General features: G+C 43.7%; 16 protein-coding genes. 6 read left to right on the forward strand and 10 right to left on the reverse strand.

Annotated features, from left to right (window positions below; genetic code table 11):
- Window positions 1–94: 94 nt before the first annotated feature.
- From ACOJQI_RS17805 to dnaE, 3 genes are all read right to left on the reverse strand, one after another.
- The gene (locus ACOJQI_RS17805; protein ID WP_421380443.1) at window positions 95–721 is read right to left on the reverse strand and encodes a FadR/GntR family transcriptional regulator; all 627 of its coding nucleotides are present in this window, start codon (window positions 719–721) and stop codon (window positions 95–97) included.
- Window positions 718–1,956: an NAD(P)-dependent malic enzyme gene (locus ACOJQI_RS17810; RefSeq protein ID WP_421380445.1), complete on the reverse strand. Its 1,239-nt coding sequence runs from the start codon at window positions 1,954–1,956 to the stop codon at window positions 718–720. The genes ACOJQI_RS17805 and ACOJQI_RS17810 overlap by 4 nt, the downstream gene beginning before the upstream one ends.
- 162 nt (window positions 1,957–2,118) lie before the next feature.
- Window positions 2,119–5,472, reverse strand: coding sequence for a DNA polymerase III subunit alpha (gene dnaE, locus ACOJQI_RS17815; RefSeq protein ID WP_421380447.1), 3,354 nt, complete (start codon window positions 5,470–5,472; stop codon window positions 2,119–2,121).
- 212 nt (window positions 5,473–5,684) lie between these two features.
- On the opposite strand from dnaE, the gene ACOJQI_RS17820 reads away from it, so the two are divergent.
- Both ACOJQI_RS17820 and ytrI read left to right on the forward strand, forming a co-directional pair.
- Window positions 5,685–6,020 (forward strand): YtrH family sporulation protein, encoded by a 336-nt coding sequence (locus ACOJQI_RS17820; RefSeq protein WP_409251616.1) that lies wholly within the window; start codon window positions 5,685–5,687, stop codon window positions 6,018–6,020.
- Window positions 6,017–6,523 carry a sporulation membrane protein YtrI gene (gene ytrI, locus ACOJQI_RS17825; RefSeq protein WP_421380449.1) on the forward strand — a complete coding sequence of 169 codons (507 nt, stop codon included), beginning with the start codon at window positions 6,017–6,019 and terminating at the stop codon, window positions 6,521–6,523. Before ACOJQI_RS17820 ends, ytrI begins: the two co-directional genes overlap by 4 nt.
- 108 nt (window positions 6,524–6,631) lie before the next feature.
- Here the strand turns inward: ytrI and ACOJQI_RS17830 are convergent, their stop codons facing one another.
- A complete protein-coding gene (locus ACOJQI_RS17830) occupies window positions 6,632–7,570 on the reverse strand; it encodes a DHH family phosphoesterase (RefSeq protein WP_421380451.1) in 939 nt (312 codons plus the stop codon).
- Window positions 7,571–7,674: 104 nt separating this feature from the next.
- On the opposite strand from ACOJQI_RS17830, the gene ACOJQI_RS17835 reads away from it, so the two are divergent.
- Entirely contained in the window at window positions 7,675–7,980 is a 306-nt protein-coding gene (locus tag ACOJQI_RS17835) for a YtpI family protein (protein WP_421380453.1), read from the forward strand.
- A gap of 41 nt (window positions 7,981–8,021) precedes the next feature.
- Here ACOJQI_RS17835 and ACOJQI_RS17840 read toward each other — a convergent pair whose 3' ends face one another.
- The 4 genes from ACOJQI_RS17840 to ald form a co-directional block, all read right to left on the reverse strand.
- The gene (locus ACOJQI_RS17840) at window positions 8,022–9,341 is read right to left on the reverse strand and encodes a DRTGG domain-containing protein (RefSeq protein WP_421380455.1); all 1,320 of its coding nucleotides are present in this window, start codon (window positions 9,339–9,341) and stop codon (window positions 8,022–8,024) included.
- Window positions 9,342–9,424: 83 nt separating this feature from the next.
- On the reverse strand, window positions 9,425–9,670 hold the full coding sequence (locus ACOJQI_RS17845; RefSeq protein WP_421380458.1) for a hypothetical protein: 246 nt from the start codon (window positions 9,668–9,670) through the stop codon (window positions 9,425–9,427).
- A gap of 171 nt (window positions 9,671–9,841) precedes the next feature.
- Entirely contained in the window at window positions 9,842–10,522 is a 681-nt protein-coding gene (locus ACOJQI_RS17850; RefSeq protein WP_421380461.1) for a metal-dependent hydrolase, read from the reverse strand.
- Between the two features lie 166 nt (window positions 10,523–10,688).
- Window positions 10,689–11,807 (reverse strand): alanine dehydrogenase, encoded by a 1,119-nt coding sequence (ald, locus tag ACOJQI_RS17855; protein ID WP_421380463.1) that lies wholly within the window; start codon window positions 11,805–11,807, stop codon window positions 10,689–10,691.
- Between the two features lie 301 nt (window positions 11,808–12,108).
- Here ald and ACOJQI_RS17860 point away from each other — a divergent pair, with 301 nt between their 5' ends.
- Window positions 12,109–13,449, forward strand: a complete 1,341-nt coding sequence (locus tag ACOJQI_RS17860; protein WP_421380465.1) for a purine-cytosine permease family protein — start codon at window positions 12,109–12,111, stop codon at window positions 13,447–13,449.
- A 17-nt stretch (window positions 13,450–13,466) separates the two neighbouring features.
- Here ACOJQI_RS17860 and ACOJQI_RS17865 read toward each other — a convergent pair whose 3' ends face one another.
- Complete coding sequence (locus ACOJQI_RS17865; protein WP_421380467.1) at window positions 13,467–13,976, reverse strand: ferritin; 510 nt, start codon at window positions 13,974–13,976, stop codon at window positions 13,467–13,469.
- A gap of 166 nt (window positions 13,977–14,142) precedes the next feature.
- Window positions 14,143–14,301, reverse strand: coding sequence for a hypothetical protein (locus tag ACOJQI_RS17870; protein ID WP_421380469.1), 159 nt, complete (start codon window positions 14,299–14,301; stop codon window positions 14,143–14,145).
- Window positions 14,302–14,414: 113 nt separating this feature from the next.
- Here ACOJQI_RS17870 and ACOJQI_RS17875 point away from each other — a divergent pair, with 113 nt between their 5' ends.
- Together ACOJQI_RS17875 and pheA are read left to right on the forward strand one after the other, a co-directional pair.
- Window positions 14,415–14,864, forward strand: a complete 450-nt coding sequence (locus ACOJQI_RS17875) for a universal stress protein (protein ID WP_421380471.1) — start codon at window positions 14,415–14,417, stop codon at window positions 14,862–14,864.
- Between the two features lie 156 nt (window positions 14,865–15,020).
- On the forward strand, window positions 15,021–15,866 hold the full coding sequence (gene pheA / locus ACOJQI_RS17880) for a prephenate dehydratase (protein WP_421380473.1): 846 nt from the start codon (window positions 15,021–15,023) through the stop codon (window positions 15,864–15,866).
- Window positions 15,867–15,879 lie beyond the last annotated feature (13 nt).

The raw sequence follows: 15,879 nt of genomic DNA on the forward strand, positions 1-15,879 counted from the left end.
TTTCATTCACTCTACCTTACTTCCCGCAAAAAAGATGTAGGAACATGTCGGTATTTTCTCGACAACTTTCACCCTGTCATAAGGATGGATCGACCTATTTTTTTAACAGATAATAATACTTCCACATCTCATCTTCTTGTTTTGCATGAAGAGATTGAATGAGACCCCTGCAAGCCTCTTTATAATCTTGGTCCATCGGTACTGCTTCTACCACCATTGCTCCATATTGGGAAAGTATATACCAAATCTTCTCCGCAAGCAGATTGTTGGATTGATGTATGATCTCCCTCAAAAAACTGTCTACCGTCTTGAGGTCATCGGACTCCAGGCAGTGCTGCAGAGTTTCCAGACTCAGGCCGGAATGAAAAATTGTCCTCAAACTCTCTTTTTCCAGCCATTCCTTTGTAAGGATTACATCATCCCTTGCCTGGCCCTCCCTTAAGATAAAGGTTCCCAGCAGTTCAACTAATTGATGGTTCCTGAAGTCTTTCAGGAACGTGCCTTCTCCGCGGCGAGTTTCGATGAGCCCTAACAGCTCCAGGGCCCTTAAAGCTTCTCTAATAGAAGAACGCCCGGCTTTCAGGCGTTCTGATAACTCTCTCTCTGATGGGATTTTATCTCCAGGCTGTAAACCATCTTTCGAGATCATATCCCTGATTCTATTAACGATTTCAATGAATATCTTGGAATTTGGTTTCGGTGAATCCATTGGTTGGATCATTCACCCTTTCCGATGACTGCAAGCTGTTCAGTCTTTCTCCGCACCTCTTCTGGATCGACTTTCTGCCTTGCAACACCTGTCTCCATCGCTGCCTGAGCTACTGCTGCCGCTACAGCCGGTGCTACACGGGCATCGAATGGCGCTGGTATGACATAATCTTCATTCAAATCCTTCTCATCAACAAGTGAGGCTATTGCTTCTACTGCAGCCTGTTTCATTTTTTCATTGATATGGGTTGCCCGCACATCAAGAGCGCCCCTGAAAATACCGGGAAACGCCAAAACGTTATTTACCTGGTTAGGAAAGTCGGAGCGTCCTGTTCCCACAACTTTTGCTCCTGCAGCTTTCGCCTTATCAGGCATGATTTCAGGTACTGGATTAGCCATAGCAAAGATAACCGGGTCTTCATTCATGGAGCGGACCATTTCTTCCGTCAAGGCACCGGCAACAGAAACCCCGATGAAAACATCCGCCTCCTTGATGACATCTTCCAGGCCGCCTTCCACACGGCTGCGGTTAGTGAACTTGGCTACTTCATTTTTGATATCGTTCATGCCAGCCGGGCGTCCCTCATAAATGGCTCCTCTTGAATCACACATGACGATATCGCGGACTCCATAGTTGTGAAGAAGCTTGATGATCGCAATCCCGGCTGCGCCGGCTCCATTTGCCACTACCTTGATTTCAGACATTTTTTTCCCTGTAATCTTCAGGGCGTTCACAAGTCCTGCCACCGTCACAATGGCTGTTCCATGCTGATCATCGTGGAAAATCGGGATATTGGTTTCTTTCTTTAATCGCTCTTCTATGACAAAGCAGTTCGGTGCTGCGATATCCTCCAGGTTCACACCGCCGAATGTCGGTTCCATCAACTTGACCGTCTCGACAATCTTGTCCACATCATTTGTATCCAGACAGATTGGAAATGCATCTACTCCCGCGAAACTCTTAAATAATACGGCTTTTCCTTCCATAACCGGAAGTGCGGCTGACGGGCCGATATTGCCCAGCCCAAGAACAGCTGTCCCATCGGAAACAACTGCTACCATATTGCCTTTCATAGTATATTCATAAACAGTTTCAGGTTTGTCGTAAATCACTTTACATGGTTCCGCTACACCTGGAGAATAAGCCAGACTTAAATCCTTTGCATTCTTGACTTCAACTTTTGATTTCGATTCCAATTTCCCCTGGTTTACCCGGTGCATGTGCAACGCTTCTTCACGTAATGACAAGCTGGTTCACTCCTTAAGTATCTGCTTTTGCGCTAATTTATTTTAAGTAATTTATAATAGCAGAGGTGGTCAGACCACCCTTTTCCCTTTAAACAATATAATAAATGCCGTAGTAAGTAAAGGAATTATTATCAAATTGAAATTGTGGATGTTCGGTACATACTACTTCAACACCGTATTTTTCCCGCCTAAAGTCTCTCGCAATTCATGAAGGCACTCGGCTGTCGGATTGACCCACTGGTTATTCGGAAGCTGAACAGTACGTCCCTCTTCCTCGAAATGAACGATGACCGGGGTCTTGCCTTTGAACTTTCTTAAAATCCCTTTCACCGCAGCGAATTTTTCCCCTGCAGCATGATCTACTTTCAAATAGAGCCTTTTATTGATTTCATCTGAAAGGTTCTTCACTTCATCGATGGTGTACACTTTATTGACCAGAAGCTGCTGTTTTTCATTCCGCTCCTCAACAGAACCTTCCATCATTACAATATTCCCCTCTTTAAGGGCGGCTGAATACTGACGGAATGCATTTGGAAAAACGACACCCTCCATTTCACCGCTTGAATCGCTTATGGTAATGAAGGCCATTACTTCTCCTTTTTTGGTCCGTATGGTCTTCACTGCTGTGATATAGACACCAGCCCTGATATTTTTGTTGCCCGGCTCCAAGTCAAAAAGGTCGATGGCAGAAATGTCTTTAAACAGCTTTTCGTAAGGTGAAACCGGATGGTCGGAAAGATAAAGGCCGAGCACTTGTTTTTCGTATTCGAGTTTCTTCTCAAGGGGCATTTCTTCCACTTCGTTATACTTCGGTTTTAGAAAGAAAGCTTCTTCCTCTTGAAAAAGATCATAATCCTGATCCTGCGGCCTGACCAGTTCAGAGTGCTCAAGTGCCACATCCAAACTCGCAAGCAGAGTCGCCCGATCTTCCCCGAAATCATCAAGGGCCCCTGAGAACACAAGAGACTCCAAGGTCTTTCTATTCACCGCTTTAAGTGAAACCCTTAAGCAGAAATCAAACAGGTCGGCAAAAGGCTTTTCCTGCCTCTCCTGGTAAATTTCTTTTAACGCTGCAGCCCCCACACCTCTGATGGCGCCAAGACTATAACGAATCCCGCCTTTTTCCACTTTAAAAGGAAACTGGCTCAGATTTATGGATGGTGGAAGAATATCGATATCACTTTGTTTCGCCTCACGGATATATTGAGACACCTTGGTATCATTCCCTATGACAGAGGTAAGCAGAGCGGCCAAAAAATAAGAAGGGTAATTAGCTTTTAGATAGGCAAGCTGATAAGCAATCATACTATAGGCAACAGCATGTGAACGGTTAAACCCGTAATTGGCGAAACGCACGATCAAGTCATAAATTTCCTCTGCCGTTTCAAGAGAATACCCCTTGTTAAGAGCACCGTCTATAAAGTGTTTTCGTTCACTGTCCAAGACATCCCGTTTCTTTTTGCTGACCGCCCTTCTGAGCAAATCGGCTTCTCCCAAAGTAAAACCGGCCAACTTAGAGGCAATTTGCATGATTTGTTCCTGATAAACAATAACCCCATAGGTGACCCCAAGGATCTCTTGCAAATCCGGATGGGGATAATCAACCTTTTCCTCCCCATGTTTCCTCGAAATAAATAATGGGATGTTTTCCATTGGCCCCGGTCTGAATAAAGCATTGACCGCAACGATATCCTCAAAAGAATTCGGCCTTAATTTCACAAGGACATTCTTCATGCCCTCTGACTCCAGCTGGAACACACCGTCCGTTCTCCCCTGGCTCAAAAGCTCGAAAGTCTTTTGGTCATTCTGAGGCAGGTCATCCAGGGACACCCTCTTTCCTGTCCCTTTCTTGACAGAAGCCACAATCCGGTCGAGGATCGTTAAGTTTCTGAGCCCCAGAAAATCCATCTTTAAAAGTCCTATCTCTTCAAGGATCTCCATTGGATATTGAGTCAGATGGACACTTCCCTGTCCAGCTTGTATCGGGATTAAATCAACCAGCGGCCTCTCACTGATGATGACACCGGCCGCGTGCGTGGAAGCATGCCGCGGCAGCCCTTCCAATTTAAGAGCAGTTTCGAATAACCTCTGTTTATGCTGTGATTCATTGATGAAGTTTCTAAAATCAGCAGACTCGTCATAGGCCGCTTTCAGAGACCTTCCATGCCTTGATGATATAAACCTCGAAAGCGTCTCCAGTTCCTTAGAGTTAAAACCAAAAACCCTGGCCGTATCCCTGAGAGCCGCTTTGGCTGCAAGGGTTCCAAATGTGATGATTTGGGCCACATGCAATTCTCCGTACTTTTTGTGTACATATTCAATCACTTCTTCCCGGCGGTAATCAGGGAAATCGATATCAATATCCGGCATGGAGACTCTTTCTGGGTTAAGGAACCTCTCAAATAACAGGTCATGGCGAATCGGATCAACATCCGTTATCCTCAACACGTATGACACAAGAGAACCTGCTGCAGATCCCCTTCCCGGTCCAGTCAAGATGTGCTGTTCTCTGGCAAACTTCATAAAATCCCAAACAATCAGGAAGTAATCATTGAAACCCATCTTCTGAATCACTGACAATTCATAATTCAGTCTTTCCAGGTATCTTTGATCATTCTCCAAACCTCTCTCTTTCAATCCTTGCAAGCAAATGCCCTGAAGGTAATTGCCGGCTGACTCACCTGTGGGCAGCGGGTATTTTGGGAGGAGGTTTTGGTTAAACGCAATCTCTACGTTGCATTGATTGGCTGCATTCATTGTATTTTCTAATGCATCGACATAACCGCCGAACAAATCGAGCATCTCATCCCTGCTTTTGAAATAATACTGATCGTTCGGCAGTGTTTCCCGTTCATCATCTGCCAGCTTAACGCCGTCCCTGATGGCCAGAAGACATTCGTGGGCGAATGCATCCTCTTTCTCAACAAATTGGACATCATTTGTCACGACCTGTCTGACTGCAGCTCTTTGCCCCAGCTTTTCGAAGGCTGCCGCTAGTGTATTCTCATCCGGCAGACCATGATTCTGAAGCGAGAGAAAAAAGGAATCCTCACCAAAAACCTGCTGCATCCTGCGAAGAACGGACTCCGCCTTGTCATAGTCACCCGCAAGCAAATGCTGTTCTATTTCTCCCGCAATCCCAGGGGTAATGCCAATAAGGCCTTCTCCGTATCCTTTCAGCCATTTATATGGAATACCTTCCGGGGTTCTTGTTCCAATCACACTTGATATTTTAAGCAGGTTCCGATAGCCTGCATTATTTTTCGCCAGCAGGACAAGCGGAAAGCTTTTTTCTTCACTTTCGCTCATTATATCCGCCGTCATTCCGATGATCGGCTTTATGCCATTTTTCAGGCATTCCTGATAAAACGGAATCACCCCATACATCACATTTCGATCCGTTATGGCCAACGCACGGTAGTTATGCTGTACAGCTTTATGTACAAGCGTTTTGATCGAAGCTGTGCTCGATAATAAACTAAAAGCGCTTGACACCTGCAAGTGGACAAACGACATGAGCACTCACACTCCTTTTCTCATTCTCCTTCTTACATTATAAAAAACAATAAGTGAAAAAGAAAATATGTTCGCTTTTTTTCATTCCCGGATTCTTCATATGTCAGCAGCCAGTCCCATATATATTTACTACTAGTGAATTTTTTGGACAATGAAGCTCTGATTCAGGTATCGGTTATGGAAGAAGATTATTATTTTCGGAGTTGATTAGTATGGCGGAAGCTTTCTTTCCAGAGCTTTTCAAAAGTTATTTTATTGCAATGGGTGTATTGTTGGGAGGCTGCCTCCTCGGCGGCCTGGCGGCGTTCATGACAGGACAGCCGCTGCTCACTGAAATTTCCCGTCTGTCCAGCATATTAAGGATTTGGGCAATCATCGCGGCCATCGGCGGGACTTTTGATACGCTCTACAGTTTCGAGAAGGGTTTTCTGAACGGTGAGACAAAAGAAGTGTTCAAACAGTTTCTTCTTATTCTAGCTGCGATGGGAGGAGCCCAGACAGCCGCGCTCTTCATCTATTGGCTTACACAGGAGCATATTTCACCATGAGAATCCCTCCTTATTACCGGCAGCCTGCATGGCAGAGATTCTTTGCAGGGGCCCTTATCGGCGGCATAATCAGCTGGATGATTTTCTTGTTCATGTTTGGAGTGCTTCAGGAGGAACAAACTTCTTTGATTGAAAAACAGCAGAAAACAATCAGTGACTTGAAGGTTGATATATCTCATTGGCAGGAGGATTTTAAGCAGCTCAATAAAGAGAACAGCAAATTGTTGACCATCCAGGACATCAAACTGAAAATCGTCAACGCCAAGGAATACCGTATCGATGACTCGCTCAGTATCTTTGAAGCTGAAGAGGAAATCAAAGGCGATCTCAGCCCACTTCTCGCAAAAGATCTGGACTCTGTTTACAAGAACAAGGACCTTGTTAAAAAGACCATTGAGAACAAGACTCTTAAAATCAATGATAAAAGATACAAAGTCAAGATTAAGGAAATCTACTTTTATACAGTCATCCAGATCATTCTGGAGTTGGAGTACGATGGATAGTGGTAGATGACACTCAGGGGATTGTTTCCCTGAGTGTTTTTTGTTGGGGGATAGGCAGAAAAAAAGAGGTTCATCGCCGCCAGGCGAATCCCCTCCCATCCATGCTTATTAACTTTCTTTACAAACGTCTATCAAGTCTTTCAGCACTTCATCCTTCTGTTTCCAATCAAAGATGGATGCACCTGCAGCAAGTGGATGCCCGCCGCCGTTATATTTTTTGGCAACTGTATTGATTACTGGTCCTTTAGAGCGTAAACGGACCCTGATCTGGTCGCTCTCTTCTATGAAAAAGACCCAGGCTTTGATTCCTTTAACATTCCCAAGGGAACTTACAAGCAATGAGGCTTCAGCCGGCACAAGGTTGAAACGCTCCAGGATTTCTTTAGTGATGATCATGCAGCCTACCTTGTTTTCCAGCATCTCGAAGTTTTGGAGAACGTAGCCTTGCAGCTTCAATACCTGAGGATCTGATTCATACATTTTGTTATAAAGGTCATTCCGGTCAAAATCATAACGAATGAGTTCTCCTGCCACATCAAATGTGCGCTGGGTTGTGCTTGGGTACAGGAATCTCCCGGTATCGCCGACAATGCCGCCATATAAGAGCCTTGCCGCTTCCGTTGTCATCTTAAGGCCCTGGTCCTTGCCGTGCTGATAGAGTAAATATATCATTTCACTGACTGAGCTCGCTTCTGTATCAACCCAAAGCAAATCGCCATAAGGATCCTCGTTTGGATGATGGTCTATTTTGATCAGCTTGTCTCCCATCTCATATCGGCCGTCACAAATCCTGGCCGAGTTCGCTGTATCACAAACGATGATCAAGGCTCCTTTGAATACATCATCTTCAATCTTGTCCAGCCTTCTTAAGTAATGGAGCGTCGGTTCTTCTTCCCCGACAGCGTAAATTTCCTTTTCCGGGAAAGAAGCTTTCAAGATTTCCACGAGCCCGCCCTGTGAACCATAAGCATCCGGGTCAGGCCTTACATGCCTGTGAACGATGATGGTTTGATATTCTTTAATCGTCTCAATAATTTTATCTTTCATGCCAAACTCCTTTTTAGACATAAAACGTTCATTTGGAATCCTGCAGGAATACCGTTAAAATAGTAGAAGGAGATTTATAACGATATTTTTGGAGGATTTAAGATATGCCTGTATTTGTATTTTTAATCATTCTTGCATTTTCTTTTTATATTTACTATAAAGTGAAATCGGTAAGAAGCAGCAGATTCATCGAGAAAAAATGGCTTTCAGGTAAATCCAGCATAGCCCTCGGATTATTTGTCGCCCTGTTTGGAATCAATCAGCTGTTCCTATTTCAAAGTACTTTCACTTACATCATCGCTGCTGTGTTTATCATAATCGGCCTCGGCAGTGCATGGATGGGCTGGAAGGTGTATAAACATTTCCTTCCACAGGCCCAGAAAGAAGCAGAGCAGCTGGATAACCAATAAGATTCTCAAAACCTGCATCCTAATGGAATGCAGGTTTTTTCTTAATGTTTATCAATCAGCTGGCAGATCATCATCGCTTTTCCAACCAGCACGGTTTCATGATAGACTTCCACGTCGACTTTACCGAACTTACGGCCAACATCCAGTACCTTTGGACGAATGTCTATAATACTTTCCATCTGGACCGGCCTGATAAAATACACGGTCATATTTTCGACTACCAGGTCGCCTTTTTTATAGTATTTCAAAGCCCTGTTGGCGGCTTCAGTGACAAGGGTCGTAAAGACTCCATATGACATGGTTCCGAGACCATTCGTCATTTGCGGGGTAACCGGGAATTGATAACTTACTTCATCTGAATCTTTCGTATCGGATGAGGACATGTTGCTGGTTATGTTATCATCGATGGTTTCTCCAACCTGAGGCTGGCGCTGGATCATCTGCATCGCTTTCAATACATCCTGGCGGCTGATGATCCCCTGAAGCCTGTTGTGGTCATCGACTACCGGCAGGACTTCGATCCCTTCCCATATCATCATGTGTGCAGCGGACGCCACACTTGTATTCGCCCTTACCGTGATCGGCTTCTTGGTCATGACCTTATCAATCGCCACATCCTTTTCCTGCCCCATCACGTCCTTGGACGTCACCATGCCCTGAACTTTTCTATTCTTGTCAATGACAGGGAAGCGGCTGTGAAAGGTGGATTGATTTTTCTCATACCAATCTTCCAGCGTGTCACCAACATGTAAATACACCGTCTTATCTTCAGCTGTCAAAATATCCTCAACCAGGACAATATCTTTTTTAATCAACTGATCATAGATAGCACGGTTGATCATCGCTGCTACAGTAAAAGTATCATAACTCGTTGAAATGATCGGCAGTTCCAGTTCATCAGCGATCCTCTTTACACTTTCATCGGTATCAAATCCGCCTGTTATCAAAACAGCCGCTCCTGCTTTCAAGGCAAGTTCATGAGCCTGTGTCCGGTTACCGACAATCAGGAGGTTCCCCGCTTCTGTATAACGCATCATCGCTTCCAATTTCATTGCGCCGATGACAAATTTATTCAGCATTTTATGTAATCCTGTTCTTCCACCGAGAACTTGTCCATCAATGATATTGACTACTTCTGCAAAAGTCAGCTTTTCAATGTTGTCTTTTTTCTTTCGTTCAATCCTGATGGTTCCGACTCGTTCAATAGTGCTGACATATCCTTTAGTCTCGGCATCTTTAATGGCTCTGTATGCTGTTCCCTCACTGACATTCAATGCCTTGGCAATTTGCCTGACGGATATTTTTTCTCCGATCGGGAGTGTGTCGATATATTCTATGATTTGTTCGTGTTTGGTTGCCAAGCTTTTCACCCTTTTTATACTGCCTGAATATACCTTTCATTATAAAGTGAAAAGCCTGGCGTTTCAATTTTTCTCCTTAATGCTCAGCCAAGAGAGCGCATTCTGCTTCTATCTTTCCTTGGTCTCAGCTGATTACCTTTAGCTTTGAAAGTACGGGGGGCAAAAAGCAATCCCGACAAATTGCCTGCTATGACTATGGCCGCAAACGCAAGCCAGCTCAGTGCGAATAAACCCGGCAGTCCTTCAGCTAAAACATTCAAGCGGGGAACAGCGTAATAAAGCATCATCCCGGCAAGCAACAAACAAATCAAATATCGCTGCTTTTTCATATCCTTCCTCCTTTTTCACGCTTGTTTCATATGTATGCCGGACAAACCCTTCTCATTAATCTTTTTCTTTTATGAGGGTTACCCATTACAGTTTTTTGTGGCTGGCTCATTTGCCACCGCCAAAGATTAAAAAACACCGACCCAAAACGGATCGGTGCTTCTGATATTCTATCAAAGCTCAATGACATCTCCTGCATTCATGACTTTCCCTTCCTGCCCTTTCAACATGGATACAAATTTTTCAGGATCCTGTTTGATTGGCGGGAAGGTATTGTAGTGTATAGGCACCACTGTTTTAGCGTTTACATACTCTGCTGCGAGAGCTGCATCGTCCGGTCCCATTGTAAAATTATCTCCGATAGGCAGGAATGCCAAGTCAATTGAATTGCGCATTCCGATTAGCTTCATATCTGAGAAAAGAGCTGTATCCCCTGCATGATAGATTGTTTTTCCTTCTACTGTGAGCAGGATTCCAGCTGGCATTCCTGTATAAATGATTTGTTTGTCTTCTGTCTCATAGGAAGAACCATGGAAAGCCTGGGTCAGTTTCACTCTTCCGAAGTCGAAGTCATAGCCGCCGCCAATATGAAGCGGATGTGTATTCACTCCCTGCCAGCTTAAATATGTAGCCAATTCAAATGGAGCTACTACAAGGGCATCATTTCTTTTTGCCAGCTCTACTGTATCGCCCACATGATCATTATGCCCGTGTGTCAGCAGGATCACATCAGGTTTTTCTTCTTCAGCCTTCAGGTCGGTAAGTTCATTTCCGTTGATGAAAGGGTCGATCAGGATGGTGTGTTTTTCTGTAACGACTTTGACAACTGAATGTCCATGATAAGAAACTTTCATTTAAAAGCCCTCCTTAAAATACATTACTATACTACTTACTTCTTGATTGATGGGACATATCCTTCTTCAGTCAAGCATCCCCTTCTTTTTTACCCTGATTATTCCTTTTTTAAAAGCTTCCATCGAAAAAGGCTGTCCCGCATTATAGGGACAGCCTTGTGTATCATTAAATTTGATCAAGCAGTGTTTTTGTATCAGAGTAATCCAGTTCATGTGATTCAGCTACTGCTTTATACGTCACATATCCATTCAATGTGTTGATACCTTTTAACAGAGCCTCATTTTCAAGACATGCAGCTTTGTAGCCTTTGTTTGCAATCTGGATTGCGTAAGGTACCGTTACGTTTGTAAGTGCAATAGTAGATGTACGAGGAACAGCACCAGGCATATTCGCTACCGCATAGTGAACAACTCCGTGTTTTACATAAGTTGGGTCATCGTGAGTAGTGATGCGGTCTGTTGTTTCAAAGATTCCGCCCTGGTCGATGGCGATATCCACAACTACTGAACCAGGCATCATGGATTTGATCATATCTTCGGTTACAAGCTTCGGTGCTTTCGCTCCTGGAATCAATACTGCCCCAATTACAAGGTCAGAATCGGCAACTGCTTTTTCAATGTTCAGCGGGTTGGACATCAATGTTTGAACATCGCTTCCAAAGATGTCATCAAGCTGGCGAAGGCGTTCAGGGCTTAAGTCAAGGATTGTTACCTGAGCTCCCATTCCGACTGCAACCTTAGCTGCGTTGGTTCCAGCTACACCGCCGCCGATGATTGTTACACGGCTGCGCATTACGCCGGGCACTCCGGAAAGAAGGATGCCTTTTCCGCCATGGATTTTCTCAAGGAATTGAGCTCCAATTTGAGTGGACATTCTTCCTGCTACTTCACTCATTGGAGTCAAAAGCGGAAGCGTACGGTTCACTTCAACAGTCTCATAAGCAATTCCGACTACTTTATTCTCAATAAGAGCCTTCGTCAGTTCCGGCTCTGGAGCCAAATGTAAATATGTAAACAGGATTAATCCTTCACGGAAATATTGGTATTCGCTTGGCAGCGGTTCTTTTACTTTCATGACCATATCCATGGACCATGCTTCAGATGCGCTTCCAACAATGTGACCTCCAGCGGCTGTATAATCTTCGTCTGTAAAACCAGAGCCGAGGCCCGCCCCGGATTCTATATACACTTCATGACCGAACTGGGTAAGATTCACCACTCCTGCCGGTGTCATTGCCACTCGGTTTTCATTGTTTTTAATTTCTGTCGGTACTCCGATACGCATTAGAAAAACCTCCTTATTTCAAATCCATATGTAAAACTTCTTAATTAATATAACACTATCATTCTTAAAATGCTAAACAATTTTAAATAAAATGTAAGCATTTACATTTAGACAGAAAAGCCTGAATTTTCCCTTTCCAATTCGATCATCAAATGTCCTTTTTTCCTGTTCAAAACGGTGTTGAGAAATAGTATCTGTTTTCCTGAATGTTCTCTATGAAAAATCTATCCTTTCCTTTTGGCAAACTTCCTTTACAATAGGTATAGAATTACTTCGCAGAACGAAATAAGGAGTTTTTGAAATGAAAAATCCAGCAATAGAAAGACTGGGATTGGAATCCGTTCCGGAAAATCTAAAGACCACTACCTGGTTTGAATACTTCATTATCCAGCTCGCCTTTTCGGTCAATTCAGGGAATTTCCTCGTCCCTGCTTTAGCTGTAATGGAAGGCGGACTTCCCATGATATGGGCCATACTCAGCACCTTGCTCGGGGGGAGTCTGGCATTCTTTTTCGTTTCCGTGCTCTCTTTGCCGGGAGCAAGGTATGGATTGCCTGCCCAGTACGTCATCAGGTCCATGATTGGAACTAAGCTTTCGAGACTTATAGCCTCGCCGGTCAGATCTCTCACTTCGCTTTATTGGTTCAGTGTCCAGACAATCGGCGGTACGCTGGTAGTGCTGTCTCTAATGAAGAAAGCGTTAGGGATTGAGCTGTCTTTGATACCGATTGCTGTATCCCTCGCATTAATCATGACCATCCTGGCTTTAATTGGATTTGAGGCTGTAAAAAAAGCGACAAAGCTGTTTATGCCTTTCCTCTTGATCGGGCAGGCTGCCATTCTTATTATTTTCATCACAAAAGCAGAAGAAGGAGCAGGAAGCCGAATCTTATTTTCTGGAGAAGAGTTCTCCTTAGGCGCTTTTATATTTTTCGCCAGCCTTGCATTCGTTCAATATGTTTCCGGGGTAAGCGCATCGTCTGATATCACACGATACGCAAAATCAGGGAAACAAGGTTTTTGGGGGCTGTTCGCCGGAAATGTTTTCGGGTTCTTCATGACCGCCCTTCTTGGGACTTTCAGTGCCGCTCTCTTTAATAACTTAAATCCATTTGTAGCTGCTACGGAACAGACAGGATCTGTCCTGCTGACCATATTGATCGGAATTTGCGCCATGGTTTCCATGATATCCATCAATCTAAGCAATGCCTATACGGGAGGGTTCAGTTTGCTTAATGCCATCCCTTCACTTGGAAGAGTCAGAAGCGCCCTTGTTTTCGGAGCTGCCGGTATTGTCTTAAGCTGCTTTCCTGCACTGGTTGAAAATGCCAAGGATTACATCTCGCTGTTAGGTGCCTTTGTCATCCCGCTTTCAGCTGTAATTGTGGCAGACTATTTATATATTAAAAAAGCGAGAATATCTGAAGAGGATTTGGCATCTCTCGCTTCAGGCAAATTTCAATATAATTTGAAAGCCATCTATATTCTCACTGCCGCCCTGGTTATTTACTTCCTAATACCAGAAAGCTGGTCACCGGGATTTATTAGTTTCTTGCTGACCTTTATGATGTATAGTTTGGTATCCCATGTTCCCGCAAAAAAAGAAGCCGATAGTCAGAAGAAAAGCCGCCATGCCCTTTGAGCATGGCGGCTTTCTTATTATCCGGCAGCAGGAGCGCCTCCTGCAGGCTGCCTCTGTCCGAGTTCCTGGTCAATCACCAATAGTGCTGATGGATTGTCTCCGGCAAGTCTTAATCGGTCGACTATCGTTTTACTCTGTGCTTCCTCATCGATTTGTTCCCTTAAGAAATCTTGTATGATGACAGCACCCTGAGGATCTACCTGGTTTACGTAATCGTAAGCCTGGCGGTATGAATTGGTAACAAACTGCTCATGAGCGAGTACCTTTTGGAACGTTTCCAGAGGTGTCCCAAAATCACTTGGCTGCGCAGGAATACTTTCTAATTTGACAGTGCCATCTTTATCAACGACATAGTTAATCAATGTCAGCATATGACCCCTTTCTTCTTCAGACTGCATCCGAAGCCAAGTTGCTATCCCTGTAAAATTTTCTTTCCCCAAATAAGCAGACATGGCAAGGTAAAGAGTTGTCGATACATGCTCAATGCTGATTAAATTGTTAAATAATCTTTGAAGTTCCTGATTCACTATTTTTCTCCCCTCTTCCTTTTCATTCACACATACTGCATTGTATTGACAGGAAAATGGGATTGTATCTTGTATATATAAATAAGTTTATTGTTATTTTAGCGAGCGTTCTTTTATTTAATGAAAAAAGCTGTCCGAAATAATCTTTCGGACAGCCCTTTACCTATTACATCTTCTCCTCAACTTGAACAATATTCGAACTTAAAGGCCCCGCTTCTCCATCATGCAGTCCCGACTCATAGGAATCCATGATTTGAGCAGATGTTTCCGAGGCTGCCCTTTCATCATAAAAGCTCTCCTGCTTCAACCGGTTCTTTTTTGCCATGGTTTAATGCCCTCCTTTTCCGGAAAAATAATTAGTAATAGTTTAGTTTTTGAAAATCTGTAACAGTTATTATAGGAAATATATAGTAAACTAAAGGTAAGGAGGGATGAGCAATGACTTTAAAGTATAAGAACTTACTCGTAGCAGTTGATGGATCTAAAGAAGCAGAATGGGCATTTAAGAAATCAATAGATATTGCTTTACGTAACGATGCAGCACTCTCGATTATCCATGTTATTGATTCAAGATCTTTTGCAACAGTTGAAGCATATGATCAATCCGTCGGTGAAAGAGCCAGCAAGTATGCGGATGAAATCATGACCTCTTATAAAGAGCAGGCTCAACGGGCAGGCGTTACCGATGTCCATACCCTGATTGAATACGGATCCCCTAAAGTCGTCATTCCAAAAGATGGAGCGGAAAAAGTAAATGCAGACCTTATCGTCTGCGGCGCAACCGGCTTGAGTGCCATGGAGAGATTTCTGATTGGTAGTGTTTCAGAACACATCACCCGCTCAGCTAAATGCGATGTCCTTGTCGTCAGAACAGACGATCAGGATTAGTCAAATGTTTATATCAGCTTGCAGAGTATTCTCTGCAAGCTTTTTTGTGCACCTTTCGAAATAATACAAAGTTATTTTTTCAGAATGATTTATATACAATCCAACCCATAACATGCTAGAATATTCAATAAATTTTTCTTGGGAGGAAGAGTGCACTTGAAAATTGCTTATTTAGGACCTCAAGCCTCTTTTACAGATTTGGCTGTGAAAAAGGCTTTTCCGCAAAGTGAAGCAGTACCATGCGTAACAATCCCTGATTGTATAGAAGCCGTCATCGAAGAGGAAGCAGAATATGCCGTGGTTCCTTTGGAAAACTCACTGGAGGGATCAGTACATATTACAGTCGATTATCTGTTTCATGAAGCGAACTTATCCATTGCGGCAGAGCTTACCTCACCGATTCAGCAGCACTTGATGGTTCATCCTGAGAATAACACCAGTGAATTGAAGAAAATCCTGTCTCATTCTCATGCATTGGCACAGTGCCATAAATTCCTTAATACAAAGTACCGGGGCACCCCCCTGGAGCAAACGACTTCAACTGCCGCTGCTGCTAAATACTTGAGTGACCATCCCGAGGAAAAGGTGGGGGCTGTAGGAAATGAGTTAGCTGCCAAGGTTTATGGATTGCACATCATTCATGAAAACATTCATGATTTTGCATACAACCAGACAAAGTTCATCGTTCTTCATAAAGAGCCTGTCAAACTGAATCTTCTCAATAAGGAAGGCACCGACAAGACAACCTTGATGGTAACACTGCCGAAAGACCGCTCCGGTGCACTGCATCAGGTTCTTTCGACTTTTGCATGGAGAAAGCTTAACCTCAGCAAAATCGAATCAAGGCCCTTGAAAACAGGTCTTGGCGATTATTTTTTCCTTATAGATGTTGAGCAGGAGATGGATGACATCCTGCTTCCGGGGGCAATCAGTGAAATGGAAGCACTTCAATGCAAAGTGAAAATAATCGGATCCTATTCTTCTTTCCTGTTAGATGGTTAGGTAAAGGAGTACA

The sequence above is a fragment of the Bacillus salacetis genome, from assembly GCF_049177075.1.
In the GTDB taxonomy this organism is placed as follows: domain Bacteria; phylum Bacillota; class Bacilli; order Bacillales; family Bacillaceae_B; genus Rossellomorea; species Rossellomorea salacetis_A.